We start from the raw sequence: 18269 nt of genomic DNA on the forward strand, positions 1-18269 counted from the left end.
AAAATCATAGATTAATTTCTATGATTTTTTAGCTATTTAAAAGGATTAAATTTAATTGATGCATATTGAAGTGGTAAATAGTGCTTATTAAAAGCTATGGGGAATTCACTATTTTTATAAATAGCTTCTTCTACTAAGTAAAATTGTTTTCCAGAAGAAAGCGGATGATTTTTAGTTACAAAACTACCGGCTGTTGAAAATTTTATATTTGAAGAAACGTTACTGCATTTATTATAAATATCTTCTTCTACAACTTTTAAAAGTTCTTCTTTGTTATTTAAATCAATATTAAGATCAGATATTGTCTCTATTGGCATTATAGTAAATGTATAAGAGATAAAATCATCTTTATGTTTAAACCATCTATCTATAGTAACAACAGCTACAGTTTTCTTACCTAAAATTTTAGTGTAATAATCTGATGGAGGAACTATTTTAAAGTCTATCTCAACAGCTGAAATATCGACCTCTAAACATTTATAAACAACATGTCCTATTTTTTCTAAACCTACATCTTTCTTAGGTGTATCTTTTATTATGTAATTTCCTTTACCACGAATATTTTTTATTAAACCATCATCTTGCAGAAGTGCTAGTGCTTGACGAAGAGTTGTTCTACTTACACCTAATTGTTTAGCAAGGTCAGGCTCAGATGGAAGTCTACTACCTTCAGGGAAATTACCTTCATTTATCTTTTTAAATAGTTTGTCATATACTGTTACATATCTTAATTCTTTTGTTTTATCTATTATTGTAATATTATTACTCATTTTAATACACCTTTCTAATAAATAAACAAGTTTAATACAAGTTACACAAATTTATTTACTTGTTCATATAAATTATAGAGTATTTTTAGAAAATAACCAAATATAAAAAATGAAAAAATATGTAAACGATTGACAAAAATTGAATTACGGTGTATTATTTAGTCATACATAAAGTAGACAACATAATAGACAAGTTCTAGTTGTATTTAAAGTTGATTAGGAGGTACAAAGATGAAATATTCACAAAATAATAAAGAATATCACATAAACGTAGCAAAGGGGGAAGTTGGAAAATATGTAATTATGCCAGGAGACCCAAAAAGATGCGCAAAGATTGCTAAATACTTTGATAATGCAGAACTTGTTGCAGATAATAGAGAATATGTAACATACACAGGTTACTTAGACGGAGTGAAGGTAAGCGTTACATCAACAGGTATTGGTGGACCATCAGCTGCTATAGCTTTAGAAGAATTAGTTAACTGTGGAGCAGATACATTTATAAGAGTAGGTACATGTGGTGGTATGGACCTTGACGTAAAAGGTGGAGATATAGTTGTAGCTACAGGTGCTATAAGAGCGGAAGGAACTACAAGAGAATATGTTCCAATAGAATTCCCAGCAGTTGCAAATTTAGATGTAGTAAACTCATTAGTACAAGCAGCAAAAAATTTAAATGAAACATATCATGCTGGTGTTGTTCAATCAAAAGATTCATTCTACGGACAACATTCACCAGAAACAAAGCCAGTATCATATGAATTATTAAACAAATGGGATGCATGGGTTAAATGTGGATGTCTTGCATCAGAAATGGAAGGAGCTGCATTATTTATAGTTGGAAGCTACTTAAAAGTAAGAGTTGGAGCAGTATTCCTAGCTATAGCTAACCAAGAAAGAGAAAAAGCAGGATTAGATAATCCTCAAGCTCATGATACAGAAGGTGCAATAAAAGTTGCAGTTGAAGCTATAAGAAACTTAATAAAATTAGACAAAGAAAAATAAACTAGTGTAGAATAGTATTACAATAGAAATGGGAGGTTCAAATATGAGTAAATATAAAAGAATTTTTACTATAGTAATTGATTCACTTGGCGTTGGAGCATTAGAAGATTCAAAAGAATATGGTGATGTTAATGTTGATACTTTAGGTCACATATCAGAATCAGTAGAAAGCTTTAATATACCAAACCTACAAAAAATGGGTATTGCTAATTTACACAAAGTAAAGCATGTAGATCCAGTTGAAAAACCATTAGGTTACCAAATGAAAATGAAAGAAGCTAGTGTAGGAAAAGATACAATGACAGGTCATTGGGAAATGATGGGCCTACATATTACAAAGCCTTTCCAAACATTCACTGATACAGGATTCCCTAAGGAATTATTAGATGAATTAACTAAAAGAACAGGTCATAATATTGTAGGAAATAAGAGTGCTAGTGGAACAGAAATATTAGATGAACTTGGTGAACATCAAATGAAGACTGGAGATATGATAGTTTATACATCAGCAGATTCAGTTTTACAAATTTGTGGTCATGAAGAAACATTTGGATTAGATGAATTATATAGATGCTGTGAAATTGCAAGAGAACTAACACTTAAAGATGAGTGGAAAGTTGGAAGAATTATTGCAAGACCATATGTAGGAAATAAAAAAGGTGAATTCAAACGTACAAGTAACAGACATGATTATGCCTTAAAGCCATATGGAAGAACTGTTCTTAATGAATTAAAGGATAATAACTTTGATGTTATATCTGTAGGTAAAATTAAGGATATATTCGATGGAGAAGGAATTACAGAAGGACATAAGTCAAAGAGCTCTGTTCATGGAATGGAACAAACATTAGAATTAATGGATAAAGATTTCAATGGTTTATGTTTTGTAAACTTAGTTGACTTTGATGCTTTATGGGGACATAGAAGAAATCCTCAAGGTTATGCAGAAGAATTAGAAAAGTTTGATGTTAACTTAGGTAAAGTTTTAGATAAGTTAAATGATGATGATTTATTAATAATAACTGCTGACCATGGTAATGATCCAACTTACACAGGAACAGATCATACAAGAGAACATGTACCATTCTTAGCATACTCACCATCAATGAAAGAAAATGGTAAACTTGAAACAGCTAAGACATTTGCTAATATAGGTGCAACAATTGCAGATAACTTTGGTATAAAAATGCCAGAAGGAACTATAGGTGAATCAGTTTTAGAAGAACTTAAATAATAAAAAGGATAGGCTTATATTTTAAGTCTATCCTTTTTTATTTTAAACATTTATAACTTCACCAGTAGATATACTATTTATTTTATCTTTAAGTATTCCTTTTAGTATATTAAAAGGCTTATATGCAGTACAGTGACAAGTATAAAAATCTATATATAAAGAACTTGGATTTATATATGGAATTCCAGCTATAGTTGGTATTATACATGTATTAATAGGAATGAAGATGTTTAGAGTAATTTTACTACATCCTTATTATCATATATGGATATCACTATCAGTATTTGGAGTAATATATTTACTATACTATTTCATTACAGTTAAGCTATATAAAAATATCGTATTACCAAAAAGAGATTAAAACATAAAAAAGGGAAGATTTTAATAATCTTCTCTTTTTCTTTTATGAGAAATTCTTAATTGAAATATTGTAAGAAAAAATATAAGTAACATGTTAAAGATGTTATTTATATAATAATTATAGAGTTATATATAGGGAGGAATCTATGAGTAAACATAGATCAAAGAAAAAGTATAACAATGAGATAAAAGGAAAATATACTACTAATAATGTTGGTGGTCCTGTAACAGATGATAGTAATTCATTAACTGTTGGAAAGAATGGACCAGTTTTAATGCAAGATATAAACTTAATAGAAAAGTTAGCTAGTTTTGATAGAGAGAGAATTCCAGAAAGAGTTGTTCATGCAAAGGGTGCTGGTGCAAAGGGATACTTTGAATTAACGAATTCAATGAAGAAATATACTAAGGCGAAAGTATTTAATGAAGTTTCAGTCAAAACACCAGTTACTGTTAGATTTTCAACTGTTATTGGCTTTAGAGGTTCTGCAGATACTTTAAGAGATCCAAGAGGGTTTGCAACTAAATTTTATACTTCTGAAGGAAATCTAGATATAGTAGGTAACCATCTTCCAGTATTTTTTATAAGAGATGCTATGAAATTTCCAGATATGGTTCATTCTTTTAAGCCTTCACCAGATAATAATGTAACAGATAAAAATAGGTTTTGGGACTTTATATCAAGTAGCCCTGAATCTACTCATATGATAACATTTTTATTTTCAGATTTAGGAACAGTTAAAAGTTATAGAACTATAGAAGGATTTGGAGTAAATACTTACGTTTGGGTAAATGAAGAAGGAAGAAGAGTATTTATAAAATATCACTGGATTCCACTACTTGGGGTTAAAACTATAGATAGGCATGAAGCTGAATTACTTGCAGGACTAGACCCAGATGTTGCAACAAGAGACTTGTATGATGCTATAGAAAATGGTGAAGTTGTTCAATATAAATTAAAAGTTCAAGTAATGGAACCAGATATGAAAGATAAGCTTGACTTTGATCCATTAGATGCAACGAAAACTTGGCCTGAAGATAAATTCCCATTAATCGAAGTAGGAATGATGACATTAAATGAAAATCCAACAAACTTTTTTGGAGAAATTGAACAAATAGCATTTTGTCCATCAAATTTAATCCCAGGTATTGAACTTTCGGATGATAAACTATTACAAGGAAGAGGATTTGCATATAAAGATACTCAAAGACATAGAATAGGAGCTAACTTTCAGCAGTTACCTATAAATAGACCAAGGGTTGAAGTTGTAAATTATACTCAAGATGGACCTATGAGGTATAACTACAATAAAGGAAGTGTTAATTATAAACCTAATACATTAAATAATAATGAGCCTAAAGATTATCCTAAAGGTAAAGTAAAACCAATTCATGTTGAAGGTAATATAGTAAGTGAAGTTATTGATAAGGAAAATAACTTTAAACAGGCAGGGGATAGGTTTAGGGCTATGAGCTATAAAGAAAAAAATACATTGATTGATAATATAGCAGCTGATATGTGGGAAGTAAATAGGGATATTCAATTAAGGGCAATAGAGAATTTCACTAAAGCCGATGCTGAATTTGGGAAAGGTTTAAAGAGAAAGCTAAATATTAAATGATGGATAAATGCTAAAAAATTATAGATAGTTAAAAAAAGTGGACTTTTTAGTCTGCTTTTTCTTTTAGTTTGAATATAGTAAATATGGACAAAGTATATTTAATACTATATAATTGATAATAATTATCAATTAAGGAGGGGTGAAAATGAATAATGTAATGGTAGCTTTTATATTAACTTTGATTGCAGGATTAGCTACTGGTATAGGAAGTCTTATAGCTTTCTTTGCTAAGAAAACTAATAAAAAATTCCTTTGTATTAGTTTAGGTTTTTCTGCAGGAGTAATGATTTACGTTTCTATGGTAGAAATGTTTCAACAAGCTAAAGATTCATTAGTAGCAGAAATGGGAATGAAGACTGGAAGTTTAGTGACAGTAATTTCATTTTTTGCTGGAATAGCTATTATAGCTATTATAGATAAATTAGTTCCAAGTGCGGAAAATCCTCATGAAGTTAAAACAATGGATGATGTAGAAAATAATAATTTTCTTGAAGATAAAAAACTTTTAAGAACAGGAATGTTTACTGCTTTAGTTATAGCAATTCATAATTTTCCAGAAGGTTTAGCAACATTTGTATCAGCTTTAGGGGATGCTAGTATAGCAATTCCAATAACTATAGCAATAGCAATTCATAATATACCAGAAGGAATATCTGTATCAGTTCCTATTTATTATGCAACAGGAGATAAGAAAAAAGCATTTTTATATTCTTTCTTTTCAGGGATGTCAGAACCTATAGGTGCGGTGATTGGTTATGTTTTATTAAGAAATATTCTTAATGATATAACACTTGGAGTATTGCTTGCTGGTGTAGCTGGAATTATGGTATTTATATCAATTGATGAGCTTTTACCAACAGCTAGAAAATATGGGGAGCACCATCTGTCTATATATGGATTAATAGCTGGAATGCTAGTTATGGCAATTAGCTTATTATTGTTTATATAAAATATACTTATAAATTAAAAATTGGAGTATTAATTTTAACTAAGAATAAAATTTTAATGAAGTAAATTGACTTTAAAAAAATAAGGATTATAATAAGTTTATAAGTTAAAAAAAGAATCCGACGAAGAGGAAGAGTAATTAAATTTAGGTTCGCTAAAGAGAACTAGGGATGGTGGAATCCTAGTGAGAAAGGATTTAATGAATGGGCCTTGGAGGAATGAGGAGAAATCTTAAATAATATTTATTTTTGAGAGTATCTAATTGGGAATTTTGCACCTTATAGCAAATAGAGTATGTTAGTACTTGAAGATAAGTGGCGTTATTTATAAATATTATTATTTTATTTAACGCAATTTAGGTGGCACCACGGAGATATTATATCCGTCCTATTTTTATAGGACGGATTTTTTTATTTTTATATAAAAAGGAGATAGATAAAATGAAAAAAGAAATAATACTTACAGGAGATAGACCAACAGGAAAATTGCATTTAGGACATTATGTTGGTTCTTTAAAAAGAAGAGTAGAGCTTCAAAATTCAGGTGAATATGAAAGTTATATTATGATAGCAGATCAACAAGCTTTAACTGATAATGCTAGAGATCCAGAGAAAATTAGAAGAAGTTTAATTGAAGTTGCATTAGATTATTTAGCTGTTGGAATAGATCCAAATAAATCAACAATATTTGTTCAATCACAAGTACCAGAACTTAATGAGATTACAATGCATTATTTAAATTTAGTTACAGTATCTAGGTTAAATAGAAATCCTACTGTAAAAGATGAAATAAAACAGAAAAACTTTGAAAGTAGTATACCAGCAGGATTTTTAATATATCCAGTAAGTCAGGCTGCTGATATTACTGCATTTAAGGCAAAGTTTATTCCAGTTGGTGAAGATCAGCTGCCTATGATAGAACAAACTAGAGAAATAGTTAGATCTTTTAATTCAATTTATGGAGATTTATTAGTTGAACCAGAAGCCATAATTTCAAATTCAAGAAGTTCACGTCTTCCTGGAATAGATGGAAAAGCGAAGATGAGTAAATCATTAAATAATGGAATATACATATCAGATGAAGCTGATGTTATAGAAAAGAAAATAATGAGTATGTATACAGATCCAAATCATATTAAAGTTTCTGATCCGGGAAAAGTAGAAGGTAATACTGTATTTACATATTTAGATGTTTTCTGTAAGGATAAAGAGTATTTAGAAAAATTAAAAAATGAATACAGAAAAGGTGGACTTGGAGATGTAAAAATAAAAAAATATTTAAATGAAATAATACAGGCGGAATTAGAACCTATTAGAAAAAGAAGAAAAGAGCTTGAACAAAATAAAGATGAGGTATATAAGATTCTTAAAGAGGGTAGCGAAAAGGCTAGAAAGGTAGCAGCTAAAACATTAAAGGAAATTAGAGAAGCAATTGGTATAGAATATTTTGAAAATTAAACCTAAAATTGTATTACTTAAATGATAGAGTTTTAATAATATTAATATTTCATTTAGAATATTGTAATTTTTTAAATATATCAAAATCAAAACGTTTTAATTATTAATATTGTAATGAAAATGTTGACAGTAATTTCGGTAGCGTTTACAATAAGAATACAAATAGATATTTTCTAAAAGAGCATTGGGGGGTAATTTTATTAGTTTTTAGAGTAGCTAAATATACTTTAAAACTGTATTAGGGAGGTTATATATTATGAAAATACTTGTAATTAACTGTGGTAGTTCATCATTAAAATATCAATTAATTGATATGGAAAATGAAACAAAAATAGCTCAAGGTTTAGTTGAAAGAATAGGTATTGATGGATCTAGATTAGTTCATAAAAGACAAGATCTAGAAAAACATATTATAGAATCTAAAGTTAGTGAGCATAAAGATGCTATAGAACTAGTATTAGGTACATTATTAGATGAAAAAATAGGTGTGATTTCTAGTATGGATGAAATTACAGCTGTAGGGCATAGAGTTGTTCATGGTGGTGAAAAATATTCAGAATCAGTAATTGTAGATGAAGAAGTTATTTCTTATTTAGAAGAGTGCTCAAAGCTTGCACCACTTCATAATCCATGTAACATAACTGGTATAAAAGAATGCAAAAAGCTTATGAAAGATACTCCTATGATAGCAGTATTCGACACAGCTTTCCATCAAACATTACCAGAGAAAGCTTATATATATCCAATAGATTATAATCTTTACAAAGAATACAAAATAAGAAAGTATGGGTTCCATGGTACTTCTCATAAATATGTTTCTATGAAACTTGCAGAAGCAATGGGAAAAGATATTAAAGATTTAAAAATAATAACTTGTCATTTAGGTAATGGAGCAAGCATTGCAGCCGTTAAAAATGGTAAATGTATAGATACTACAATGGGCTTTACACCACTTGCAGGAATACCTATGGGAACTAGATCTGGTAATATTGATCCATCTATAATTCCATATTTAATTGAGGAATGTGGATACACTATTGAAGAAGTTAGCAAATCATTAAATAATAGTTCTGGAGTTCTTGGAATTTCAGGTGTAAGCTCTGATTTTAGAGATATTGAAGAGGCAGCAAATGATGATGATAAAAGAGCTAAACTTGCACTTGATATTTTCCATTATAGAATCAGAGAAGTTATAGGATCATATATAGTAGCAATGGAAGGCGTAGATGCAATAGTATTTACTGCTGGAGTTGGAGAAAATTCTCCAGAAACTAGGGAAGAATGTCTAAAGAATCTAGAATTTTTAGGAATAGAATTTGATGAAGAAAAGAATAAAGTAAGAGGAAAATTAAGAGAAATTTCTAAGGAAAATTCTAAAGTTAAAGCATATGTAATTCCAACAAACGAAGAACTTATGATTGCAAAAGAAACTGTTAATTTATTAAAAAAATAAATTTTTTATTTTAAAAGGATACTTTTTTAGGTATCCTTTTTTAGCATTAATTTCAAATGTTTACCGTTGTAATTTTATTTATATTAATATATAATTAAAAAAACTAAATATATATAAATAATAGGTTTCTAAAATTTATATTTTAGTAAAAGGGAAAGTGGTTAGAATCCATTACAGCCCCCGCTACTGTAATAGCAGATGAATCTCAATATATCCACTGGTTTTTATACTGGGAAGGAAGAGAGGAGGATGAAGCTTAAGTCAGGATACCTACCTATTATTGATTAAATCCGTACTTCGGAGGGAAGTTAGGGAATAATTTAAAAGGTACTTATTAGATAATGTAATCATTTTAATAGATTAATCTAATAATGTTTTTTTGCGTTTTGAATATTCTAGCATCCTTAAATAAGGGTGCTTTTTTATTGGCGATAAATAAAATTTAACATAAATAAAAATAAGTCGTTAAGGAGTAGATATATGAAAAAAGCAATCGTTGTAGTTAGCTTTGGAACAAGCTACGAAGAACCTTTGAAAAATTCAATTGAAAAAATAGAAAATAGAATTAGAGATAAGTTTAGTGATTATGAAGTACATAGGGCTTTTACATCTCATATGATTATTAGAAAAATCGAAAAGGTTCAAGGAATTAAAATTCCAACACCTGAAGAAAAGCTTCAAGAATTATATGAAAATGGAGTAAAAGAAGTAGTAATGCAGCCGCTACATATAATTCCAGGTGAAGAATATGAATACATACAAAAAGTTCAATCAGATTTTGAAGATAAGTTTGATGTAATTAAACTTGGAAGACCAATATTTTATTATCAAGGAGTAGAAGATGTTCCAGACGACTATACGTTATTTATAAAATCAATAGAACATATTTTAAAAGAAAATGAAAATGTAGTTATGTTTGGTCATGGAACAGCACATCCAGCTGGTTCAGTTTATGGATGTATTCAAGCTGTATTACAAGATGAAGGTTATGATAATGTCTTTGTTGGTACTGTTGAAGGATATCCAAGTTTTGATAATGTATTAAAAAGACTTAAGAAAAAGAATATAAAAGAAATATTATTAATGCCACTTATGGTTGTAGCAGGAGATCATGTTATAAATGATATGGCATCAGATGAAGAAGATTCTTGGAAATCTTTATTTGAAGCAGAAGGTATAAAAGTAAATCTTTATATGAAAGGTCTTGGAGAGATAGATTCATTTAATGATTTATATATGAATAGAGTAGATGATTTAATTAATGATAGATATGTCGGTATAGGACATACAAAAAAGGGGAAAAGAGATGAAGACACTAATTGTTTCGTCAAACTGTAGTGGTGGAGGAAAAACCACAGTAACATTAGGATTACTTAAAGCATTAAAAAATAGAAACTATGATATTCAAAGTTTTAAAGTAGGACCAGATTATATTGATACTGGATTCCATAGTGAAATAACTAACAAGCCTTCAAGAAATTTAGACCTTCACTTAATGGGAGAAGATGGCGTTTTAGCATCATTTTCAAGAGGTTGTGGAGATTTAGCTTTAGTTGAAGGGGTTATGGGATTATATGATGGAAAAGGAGTAACATGTGAATGTTCAACTTATTCTGTTTCAAAGACATTAAATAATGCACCAATAGTATTAGTTATAACTCCTAAAGCTCAAAGTATAACATTATGTGCTGAGTTAAATGGAATAAAGAATTTTAAAGATGCAAATATTTGTGGAGTAATTTTGAATTGTATAAGTAAAAGTTACTATGTTTTACTTAAAAAACTTATTGAAGATAATTGTAATCTTAAAGTTTTTGGTTACATTCCAAAAGATGAAAAACTTAAATTAGAAAGTAGACATTTAGGTTTAGTACAAAGTGTAGAAATAGATAATATTAAAGAAAAGATAGAACACTGTGCAAATTTAATTGAAGAATATGTTGATTTAGACAGTCTTATAAATTGCTTTAAGGATGTAGAGCAAATAAAGGATAATTTTCATATAAAAAATTACAATAAAAAAATAGCAGTAGCTTTTGATGAAGCTTTTAGATTTTATTATAAAGAAAATCTAGAATTATTAAAAGAAGCTGGCGAGGTTATATACTTTAGTCCTTTAAATGATGAAAAACTCCCAGAAGATGTGGATTTTATATATATAGGTGGGGGATACCCAGAAGTTTTTAAAGAGAGATTAAGTGCAAACAAGACAATGCTAAACAGTATAAAAACTGCACTCCAAAATGGTGTAAATTGTTATGCTGAATGTGGTGGACTTATGTATTTAACAGAAAGTATAGACTCAGCAAAAATGGTTGGTTTCTTTAATGGTGAAAGTGTTATGACAGGACGATTAAATAGATTCGGATATGCTAAAGTTTCGTTTGATAATATTGAAGTTAACTGTCATGAGTTTCATAAATCTAAAGTTGAACTAGAAGAAGATACTTTATACAAGATAGAAAAATTAAATTATAAGGGTGATATAAAAACTTGGGAGTGTGGATATAAAAAGAAAAATACATTAGCAGGTTACCCACATATACATTTCTTTGGAAACTTAGAATTTTTAAAATATATTTTAGAGAAAGAAGATGAATAATGATGGATTACATTAAAAATCCTATGGCAATAGAAAATAGAAGTTTTGAAATAATTGGAGAAGAAATGGGACCACATAACTTCACTGAAGAGGAGTTACAAATCGTTAAGAGAGTAATACATACAACAGCTGATTTTGAGTATGCAGATTTAATAGAAATCAGTAAAGATGCTATAGAAGCAGCAAAAGAAGCTTTTAAAAATAATCCTAAAATCTATACAGATACTAATATGGCTTTATCAGGAATAAATAAAAGAGCACTTAGTAAGTTAAATGGGGAAGCTATATGTTATGTAAACTTAGAAGAAGTTCATAAAGAAGCTAAAGAAAAAGGAATAACAAGATCAATGGCAGCAGTTTCTAAAGCAGCTAGTGATAATGTTGATATTTTTGTTTTTGGTAATGCACCAACAGCACTTTTCAAATTAAAAGAACTTATAGCAGAAAAGAAAGTAAATCCAAAACTTATAATTGCAGTACCAGTTGGATTCGTTGGAGCAGCTGAAAGTAAGGAAAATCTAGAAGAATTAAATATACCTTATATAACAGTTAAAGGAAGAAAAGGTGGAAGTACAGTAGCAGCAGCTATTATGAATGCGTTAATGTATGGATCAGTTGAAAGGGGATAACAAAATGCTAGACCTTTATGTTGAAAGTGGAGGCAAAAAGTTAAGATGTGGTTATACAACTGGATCATGTGCAGCTGCAGCTTCAAAAGCAGCAACATTTATGTTATTTAATGATACTGATTTAGAAGAGATAGAAATTAATACACCTAAGGGAATTAAACTTTCAATAAAAATTAACTCTATTGAAAGAGGAGAAGACTATGTAAAAGTATCTGTTTTAAAAGATGGTGGAGACGATATTGATGCTACAGACGGAATAGAAATATTCTCAAAGGCAGAAAAGTCTAAAGAAAAATATAGTCTTACAGGTGGTATTGGAGTTGGAATTGTAACTAAAGATGGATTATCAATAAAAAAAGGCGAATATGCCATTAATCCAGTACCAAGAAAGATGATTAAAGAAGAAGTTTTAAAAGTACTTCCAGAAAATGAAGGAGTTAAAATTTCAATTTCTATACCAGAAGGTGTTGAATGTGCTAAAAAAACATTTAATCCAAGACTTGGGATAGAAGGTGGGATTTCAGTACTTGGAACAACAGGAATTGTATATCCAATGTCAGAAGATGCGCTTAAAGCTTCAATAAAGATTGAAATAAAACAAAAAGCAATTGGAAGAGATAGATTAGTATTAACTTTTGGAAATATCGGTGAAAGATGTGCTAAAAGCTTAGGCTTTAAAGAAGAAGAAATAGTAATCACTTCAAACTTTGTTGGTTTTGCACTTGAATGTTTAAGTAGTGAAAATATAAAAAAAGTAATTATAGTAGGTCATATTGGTAAGCTTAGTAAAATAGCTTATGGATGCTTTAATACTCATAGTAGAGTTAGTGATGTAAGACTTGAAGTTATGGCATTAGAACTTGCACTTCTTGGATATGATATATCTCTTGTAAAAGAAGTATTAAATCAAAAAACTTCTGAAGGTGCTGTAGAATTTTTAGGAAGTGGATATGAAGATTTATATAAAAACATTGGAAGAAAAATCATAAATAGGCTTAAGATTTATACTTATGATGAGGTAGAATGTGATGCTATAATGTATCATGGATTCTCAGATTATAAAGTTTTATATAATTCTTTAGAGGAGAAATAATATGGTTTATATAGTTGGACTTGGTCCAGGAAGTAGAGAATACATATTAAAAAAAGCAGAAGATACATTATTAAATAGTGATTTAATTGTTGGATTTGAGAGAGCTTTAAATTCATTAAGTTTTATTGATAAAAAAATGATTAAAGTTAAAACATTAAAGGAAATATTAAATATAATTGAAACTTCAGATGATACTTTAAATATATCTATAGTAGCATCAGGAGATCCATTATTTTATGGAATTTCAAATTATATAAATAAAAATTCAACAAAAGAAATTAAAATAATACCAGGTATAAGTTCATTCCAATATTTAATGTGTAAAATAAATACACCTTGGAACAATGCTTATACAGGAAGTCTTCATGGTAGAGAAGATGAATTTATAGAGAAAGTTAAAAGTAATGAGATAAGCATTTGGCTTTGTGATAACAAGAATTCTCCTAGCTTTCTTTGTGAAAATCTAATCAATCACAATGTTGATTGTAGTGTAACAGTTGGAGAAAACCTTTCTTATGAAGATGAGAGAATAGTTACTGGAGATCCTAAAGATATTAAAGAGTTAGTATTTAATAATTTATCAATAATTGTAGTTCATAGAAAGTTATAGGTGAGAAAATGATTTTAATAAAGGACAGTGAATTCATCAGAGGAAATTGCCCAATGACAAAGGAAGATGTTAGGGCTTTATCAATTTGGAAAATGGACTTAAATAATGATTCAAAAGTTTTAGATATTGGTTCTGGAACAGGAACTATATCAGTTCAAGCAGCAAAGCTTGCTAAAGAAGGTTTAGTTTATTCTATAGAAAAAGATGATGATGCATTTTTAGTATCAAAAAAGAATATAGAAAAATTTAATTGCAGTAATATAAATCTTACTAAAGGTGATGCAAGAGAAGTATTAGATAAATATGTAGAAGAAGGGTTAAGATTTGACTCAATATTTATAGGGGGTTCTGGTGGAGGCCTTGAAAATATTATAGAAAAATCAAATGTATTACTTAAAGATAATGGTGTTATTGTTATGAACTTTATTACATTAAATAATGCTTATAAAGGTATTGAAAAGGCAAAAGAATTAAATTATAAAGCTGATATATCAATGGTTAATATAAGCAAAAATAAAGGCGAAAGTTACATGATGATAGCTAATAACCCAATTTATATAGTTAAATGTGTAAGAAAAGAGGATGAATAAATGGCAACTTTATATGGAATAGGTGTAGGGCCTGGAGATAAAGAATTAATAACAGTTAAAGCAGTTAGAGTTATAGAAAATAGTGATGTTATAGTTGCTCCAAGTGCAATGGAAGGCGGAACAAGTATAGCACTTGAAACTGTAAGAGAATATATCAAAGAAGGAACAGAAGTTGTTGTTAAACAATTTCCTATGGGAGGTAAAAATCAAGAAGCTAAGATTAAGGAAGCTTATGATTTTATAGAACAAAGATTAAGAGAAGGCAAAAATGTTTGTTTTTTAACAATTGGAGATCCATTTGTATATAGCACATATATATATTTATTAAATAATATTAAAGAAAAACATTTTAATGTTGAAACTGTACCAGGAATAACATCTTTCTGTGCAGCAGCTAGTATTGTTGAAAGAACTTTAGTAATTGGAGACAATAGATTAACTATTCTTCCAGCTTCAAAAGTTAAAGAAATAACAGATGAAAAATATGTTGTTATTATGAAAGTTTATAAACGTGAAGAAGAAGTTTTAGATATTTTAGAAAGTAAGGGATTTGACTACATCTATGTAAGTAGAGCAGGTAGAGAAGGTCAATTAACTTTAACAGATAGAGAAGAAATATTAAAGTGTAGAGACTACATGTCATTAATTTTAGCGAGCAAAGAATAGGGAGGCAGTAAAAATGGTTTATTTTATAGGAGCAGGTCCAGGAGATGTTGATTTAATCACAGTTAAAGGAAGAGAAATTTTAAGTAAAGCTGATATAGTAATTTATGCAGGTTCATTAGTTGCAAAAGAACATATGGACTTTTGTAAAGAAGGAGTAGAAATACATAATTCAGCTAGCATGACTTTAGATGAAGTTATTGAAGTTATAAAAAATAATAAAGATAAATTAATAGTAAGACTTCATACAGGAGATCCGTCAATATATGGAGCTATAAAGGAACAAATGGATGAATTAGATAAGTACGGTATAGAATATAAAGTTGTTCCAGGTGTAAGTTCTTTCGTTGCAGCAGCTTCATCAATTAAAAAAGAATTTACTCTACCATCTGTTACTCAAACAGTTATATTAACTAGAGTTGAAGGTAGAACTAAAGTTCCAGAAACAGAAGATTTAGAAAAGTTAGCTTCAGTTGGAGCTTCAATGGCAATATTCTTATCAATATCAATGATTGATAAAGTAACAGAAAAGCTAAGAAAAGGATACGGAAGAAATGTTCCAATAGCAGTTGTAGCTAGAGCAACTTGGGAAGATGAAAAAATAATTATAGGTACATTAGATGATATCGGAGAAAAGGTAAAGGCTGAAGGTATTAATAAGTGTGCACAAATATTAGTTGGAGATTTCATTGATTGTGAATATGAAAAGAGTCTTTTATATGATAAGACATTCACTCATATGTTTAGAGAAGGAATCAAATAATTATGATAAGCATAATTAGTGTTACCGAAAAAGGTGATGAAATAGCTTATAAGCTTAAAGAAAACTTTGATTCAGATATATATTTAAAATCTAAATTAAAAGATTTTAAATTAGATAATATAACAAAAGAATGCTTTAAGAAATATAAAGCTATAGTATTTTTAAGTTCAACAGGAATTGCAGTTAGGGCAATCTCAAAATATTTAAAAGGAAAAGATGTAGACCCAGCTGTTATTGTAGTAGATGTTTGTAATAACTTTACTATAAGTTTAGTATCAGGTCACTTAGGTGGTGCAAACAAATTAACTTATGAAATTTCTAATGTATTAGGGAATATTCCAGTAATAACAACAGCTACAGATAATATGGATTTAATAGCACCAGATATTCTTGCTAAAAACAATAATTTAATTATTGAAGACTTAAAAAAAGCAAAAGTTATTGCAGGAAGACTTGTAAATAAAGAAACAGTATATTTTAAAGATGATGAAAAGAAGATAGATTGTCCTAAAGGATATATAGAAACTGAAGAAGTTAAAGATAATACTGTTTGGATTACTAATAATTTAAAAGAAAAAGATAATGTATTAAAGCTAATTAGAAAAAACATAATTTTAGGTATTGGTTGTAGAAAAGATACTGATTCTAAAAAGTTAAGTGATTTTGTAAGCAATGTGCTATTAGAAAATAACTTAGATAAAAGAAGTGTTAAATTAATAGCTTCAATAGATGTTAAGAAAAATGAAAAGGCTATATTAGATTTAGCAAAAGAGTTAAATTCAAAGCTTAAATTTTATACAAAAGAAGAAATAATGACTGTTGAAGAAAAATATGAAGGCAGTGCTTTTGTTAAAGCTACAGTTGGAGTAAGTTCTGTAAGTGAACCAGTTGTTGATCTTTCTTCTGGAGAAATTATTATAGAAAAAATAAAAAATAGTGGAATGACTTTAACGGTTGGAATAGAAAAATAAAGGAGAAATAAAATATGGGAAAATTATATGTAATAGGAATTGGGCCAGGTGGTCTAGATCATATGACTTTAAAAGCAAAAGAAGCTATAGAAAAAAGTGATGTAATAGTTGGATATACAAAATATATCGATATGATAAAACCTCTTATAGAAGATAAAGAAGTGTTTATGACAGGTATGAGAGGGGAAGAAGCTAGATGTAAGGAAGCTTTAAGACTTTCTAAAGATAAAGATGTAGCTTTAGTAAGTACTGGTGATTCAGGAATATACGGAATGGCAGGACTTATATTAGAACTTAGAGAAGATGAAGATGTAGAAGTTATACCAGGATTAACAGCTTCAAGTGCGGCAGGTTCAGTTATTGGAGCTCCACTTATGCATGATAACTGTAATATAAGTTTAAGTGATTTAATGACTCCTTACGAATTAATAAAAAAGAGAGTTAAAATGGCTGCAGATGGTGATTTCATAATTTCATTATATAACCCAAGAAGTAAGGGAAGAGCTAATTACTTAAGAGAATGTATAGATATAATAAGAGAATTTAGAGATGACAATACTCCAGTTGCAGTAGTAAGACACGCATTAAGAGAAGGTCAAGAAGTTAAATTATTTAATATAGGAAACTTTGATGATACTGTAGTTGATATGTTCTCAATAGTTATAGTTGGAAATTCTCAAAGTTATATAAAGGGTGGCAAATTCATAACGCCAAGAGGATATAAGATATGATAGGTTTCGTACTTGGAACATCAGAAGGTAAAAAAATATTAGAAGAAGTTAATAAGTTTACAGATGATATTTTTGTATCTACATCAACTAAGTATGGATCAGAATTATTAGAGAAGTATAGTATAAAACATTTAAATTCTAAGCCTTTAAATTATGAGGGATTTAAAGAAGTAATAGAAAATTTTAATATAGAGATTTTTGTAGATGCAACTCATCCTTATGCAAAGGAAGTATCAGAGACTCTTATTAAGGTGTGTACAGATTTAGATGTAAAGTACATTAGATATGAGAGAAAGAGTTATTTTGATGAAATAGAAAATAATGAAAATATTATAAGAATAGATGATTATAGTGAACTTAAAGATGTTTTGGAAAATATTGATGGAACTATATTAAATACTACAGGAAGTAATAATGTAGATACTATTAATAATTTAAATTTAAAAAACAGATTAATTCACAGAATACTTCCATCTCATACAATATTGAAAAGATTAATAGAAAATGGAACTAAAATAGAAGATATAATCGCAATTAAAGGTCCATTTGGAAGAGCTATTAATGATGGAATTATTAAAGAATATAATATAAAAGCGATTATAACAAAAGATAGTGGACTCGAAGGTGGAGTAAAAGAAAAGGTTGAATCTGCATTAGAAAATAATGCAAAGGTGATTTTATTAAATAAACCAAAAGTCCAATATGGAGTAAGTTTTAATAATATCAAAAATTTAATTTATATAATAAAAAAAGAACTGGGGGAATAAA

General features: G+C 28.7%; 18 protein-coding genes, 1 riboswitch and 1 other annotated feature. Of the genes, 17 read left to right on the forward strand and 1 reads right to left on the reverse strand.

The genetic code is table 11. The features are described from left to right. Positions 1-32: 32 nt before the first annotated feature. The gene (locus ACZ5TJ_RS04500) at positions 33-770 is read right to left on the reverse strand and encodes a GntR family transcriptional regulator (protein WP_464201599.1); all 738 of its coding nucleotides are present in this window, start codon (positions 768-770) and stop codon (positions 33-35) included. 231 nt (positions 771-1001) lie between these two features. Here ACZ5TJ_RS04500 and udp point away from each other — a divergent pair, with 231 nt between their 5' ends. The 17 genes from udp (at position 1002) to ACZ5TJ_RS04585 (ending at position 18268) form a co-directional block, all read left to right on the forward strand. After that, the gene (gene udp, locus ACZ5TJ_RS04505) at positions 1002-1775 is read left to right on the forward strand and encodes a uridine phosphorylase (RefSeq protein ID WP_055207981.1); all 774 of its coding nucleotides are present in this window, start codon (positions 1002-1004) and stop codon (positions 1773-1775) included. 43 nt (positions 1776-1818) lie between these two features. Then, on the forward strand, positions 1819-3009 hold the full coding sequence (locus ACZ5TJ_RS04510; RefSeq protein WP_055207980.1) for a phosphopentomutase: 1191 nt from the start codon (positions 1819-1821) through the stop codon (positions 3007-3009). Between the two features lie 506 nt (positions 3010-3515). Then, positions 3516-4991 (forward strand): catalase, encoded by a 1476-nt coding sequence (locus ACZ5TJ_RS04515; RefSeq protein ID WP_464201602.1) that lies wholly within the window; start codon positions 3516-3518, stop codon positions 4989-4991. Positions 4992-5136: 145 nt separating this feature from the next. Continuing rightward, a complete protein-coding gene (zupT, locus tag ACZ5TJ_RS04520; protein WP_464201604.1) occupies positions 5137-5940 on the forward strand; it encodes a zinc transporter ZupT in 804 nt (267 codons plus the stop codon). A 112-nt stretch (positions 5941-6052) separates the two neighbouring features. Beyond that, positions 6053-6332: a binding site (T-box leader), on the forward strand. 47 nt (positions 6333-6379) lie between these two features. Continuing rightward, entirely contained in the window at positions 6380-7396 is a 1017-nt protein-coding gene (gene trpS / locus ACZ5TJ_RS04525; protein ID WP_464201605.1) for a tryptophan--tRNA ligase, read from the forward strand. A gap of 256 nt (positions 7397-7652) precedes the next feature. Further along, on the forward strand, positions 7653-8849 hold the full coding sequence (locus ACZ5TJ_RS04530; protein ID WP_464201607.1) for an acetate/propionate family kinase: 1197 nt from the start codon (positions 7653-7655) through the stop codon (positions 8847-8849). A 105-nt stretch (positions 8850-8954) separates the two neighbouring features. Next, positions 8955-9141, forward strand: a riboswitch (cobalamin riboswitch). 188 nt (positions 9142-9329) lie between these two features. Continuing rightward, positions 9330-10187, forward strand: coding sequence for a sirohydrochlorin cobaltochelatase (locus tag ACZ5TJ_RS04535; protein ID WP_464201609.1), 858 nt, complete (start codon positions 9330-9332; stop codon positions 10185-10187). Continuing rightward, entirely contained in the window at positions 10156-11451 is a 1296-nt protein-coding gene (locus tag ACZ5TJ_RS04540) for a cobyrinate a,c-diamide synthase (protein WP_464201610.1), read from the forward strand. The genes ACZ5TJ_RS04535 and ACZ5TJ_RS04540 overlap by 32 nt, the downstream gene beginning before the upstream one ends. A 2-nt stretch (positions 11452-11453) precedes the next feature. Next, positions 11454-12080: a precorrin-8X methylmutase gene (locus tag ACZ5TJ_RS04545; protein WP_464202275.1), complete on the forward strand. Its 627-nt coding sequence runs from the start codon at positions 11454-11456 to the stop codon at positions 12078-12080. A 4-nt stretch (positions 12081-12084) separates the two neighbouring features. Next, positions 12085-13173: a cobalt-precorrin-5B (C(1))-methyltransferase CbiD gene (gene cbiD, locus ACZ5TJ_RS04550; protein WP_464201611.1), complete on the forward strand. Its 1089-nt coding sequence runs from the start codon at positions 12085-12087 to the stop codon at positions 13171-13173. Position 13174: 1 nt separating this feature from the next. Next, on the forward strand, positions 13175-13783 hold the full coding sequence (gene cbiE / locus ACZ5TJ_RS04555) for a precorrin-6y C5,15-methyltransferase (decarboxylating) subunit CbiE (RefSeq protein ID WP_464201613.1): 609 nt from the start codon (positions 13175-13177) through the stop codon (positions 13781-13783). Between the two features lie 8 nt (positions 13784-13791). Next, a complete protein-coding gene (gene cbiT, locus ACZ5TJ_RS04560; RefSeq protein WP_464201614.1) occupies positions 13792-14373 on the forward strand; it encodes a precorrin-6Y C5,15-methyltransferase (decarboxylating) subunit CbiT in 582 nt (193 codons plus the stop codon). Then, on the forward strand, positions 14374-15039 hold the full coding sequence (locus ACZ5TJ_RS04565; protein WP_045725755.1) for a cobalt-factor II C(20)-methyltransferase: 666 nt from the start codon (positions 14374-14376) through the stop codon (positions 15037-15039). A gap of 13 nt (positions 15040-15052) precedes the next feature. After that, positions 15053-15799 (forward strand): precorrin-4 C(11)-methyltransferase, encoded by a 747-nt coding sequence (cobM, locus tag ACZ5TJ_RS04570; protein ID WP_077230383.1) that lies wholly within the window; start codon positions 15053-15055, stop codon positions 15797-15799. Between the two features lie 2 nt (positions 15800-15801). Then, positions 15802-16770 (forward strand): cobalt-precorrin 5A hydrolase, encoded by a 969-nt coding sequence (cbiG, locus tag ACZ5TJ_RS04575; RefSeq protein ID WP_464201615.1) that lies wholly within the window; start codon positions 15802-15804, stop codon positions 16768-16770. 14 nt (positions 16771-16784) lie between these two features. After that, positions 16785-17501, forward strand: a complete 717-nt coding sequence (gene cobJ, locus ACZ5TJ_RS04580; protein WP_464201616.1) for a precorrin-3B C(17)-methyltransferase — start codon at positions 16785-16787, stop codon at positions 17499-17501. Beyond that, positions 17498-18268, forward strand: a complete 771-nt coding sequence (locus ACZ5TJ_RS04585) for a cobalt-precorrin-6A reductase (protein ID WP_464201617.1) — start codon at positions 17498-17500, stop codon at positions 18266-18268. Before cobJ ends, ACZ5TJ_RS04585 begins: the two co-directional genes overlap by 4 nt. Position 18269: the final 1 nt, after the last annotated feature.

It is taken from the genome of Clostridium budayi, from assembly GCF_055396605.1.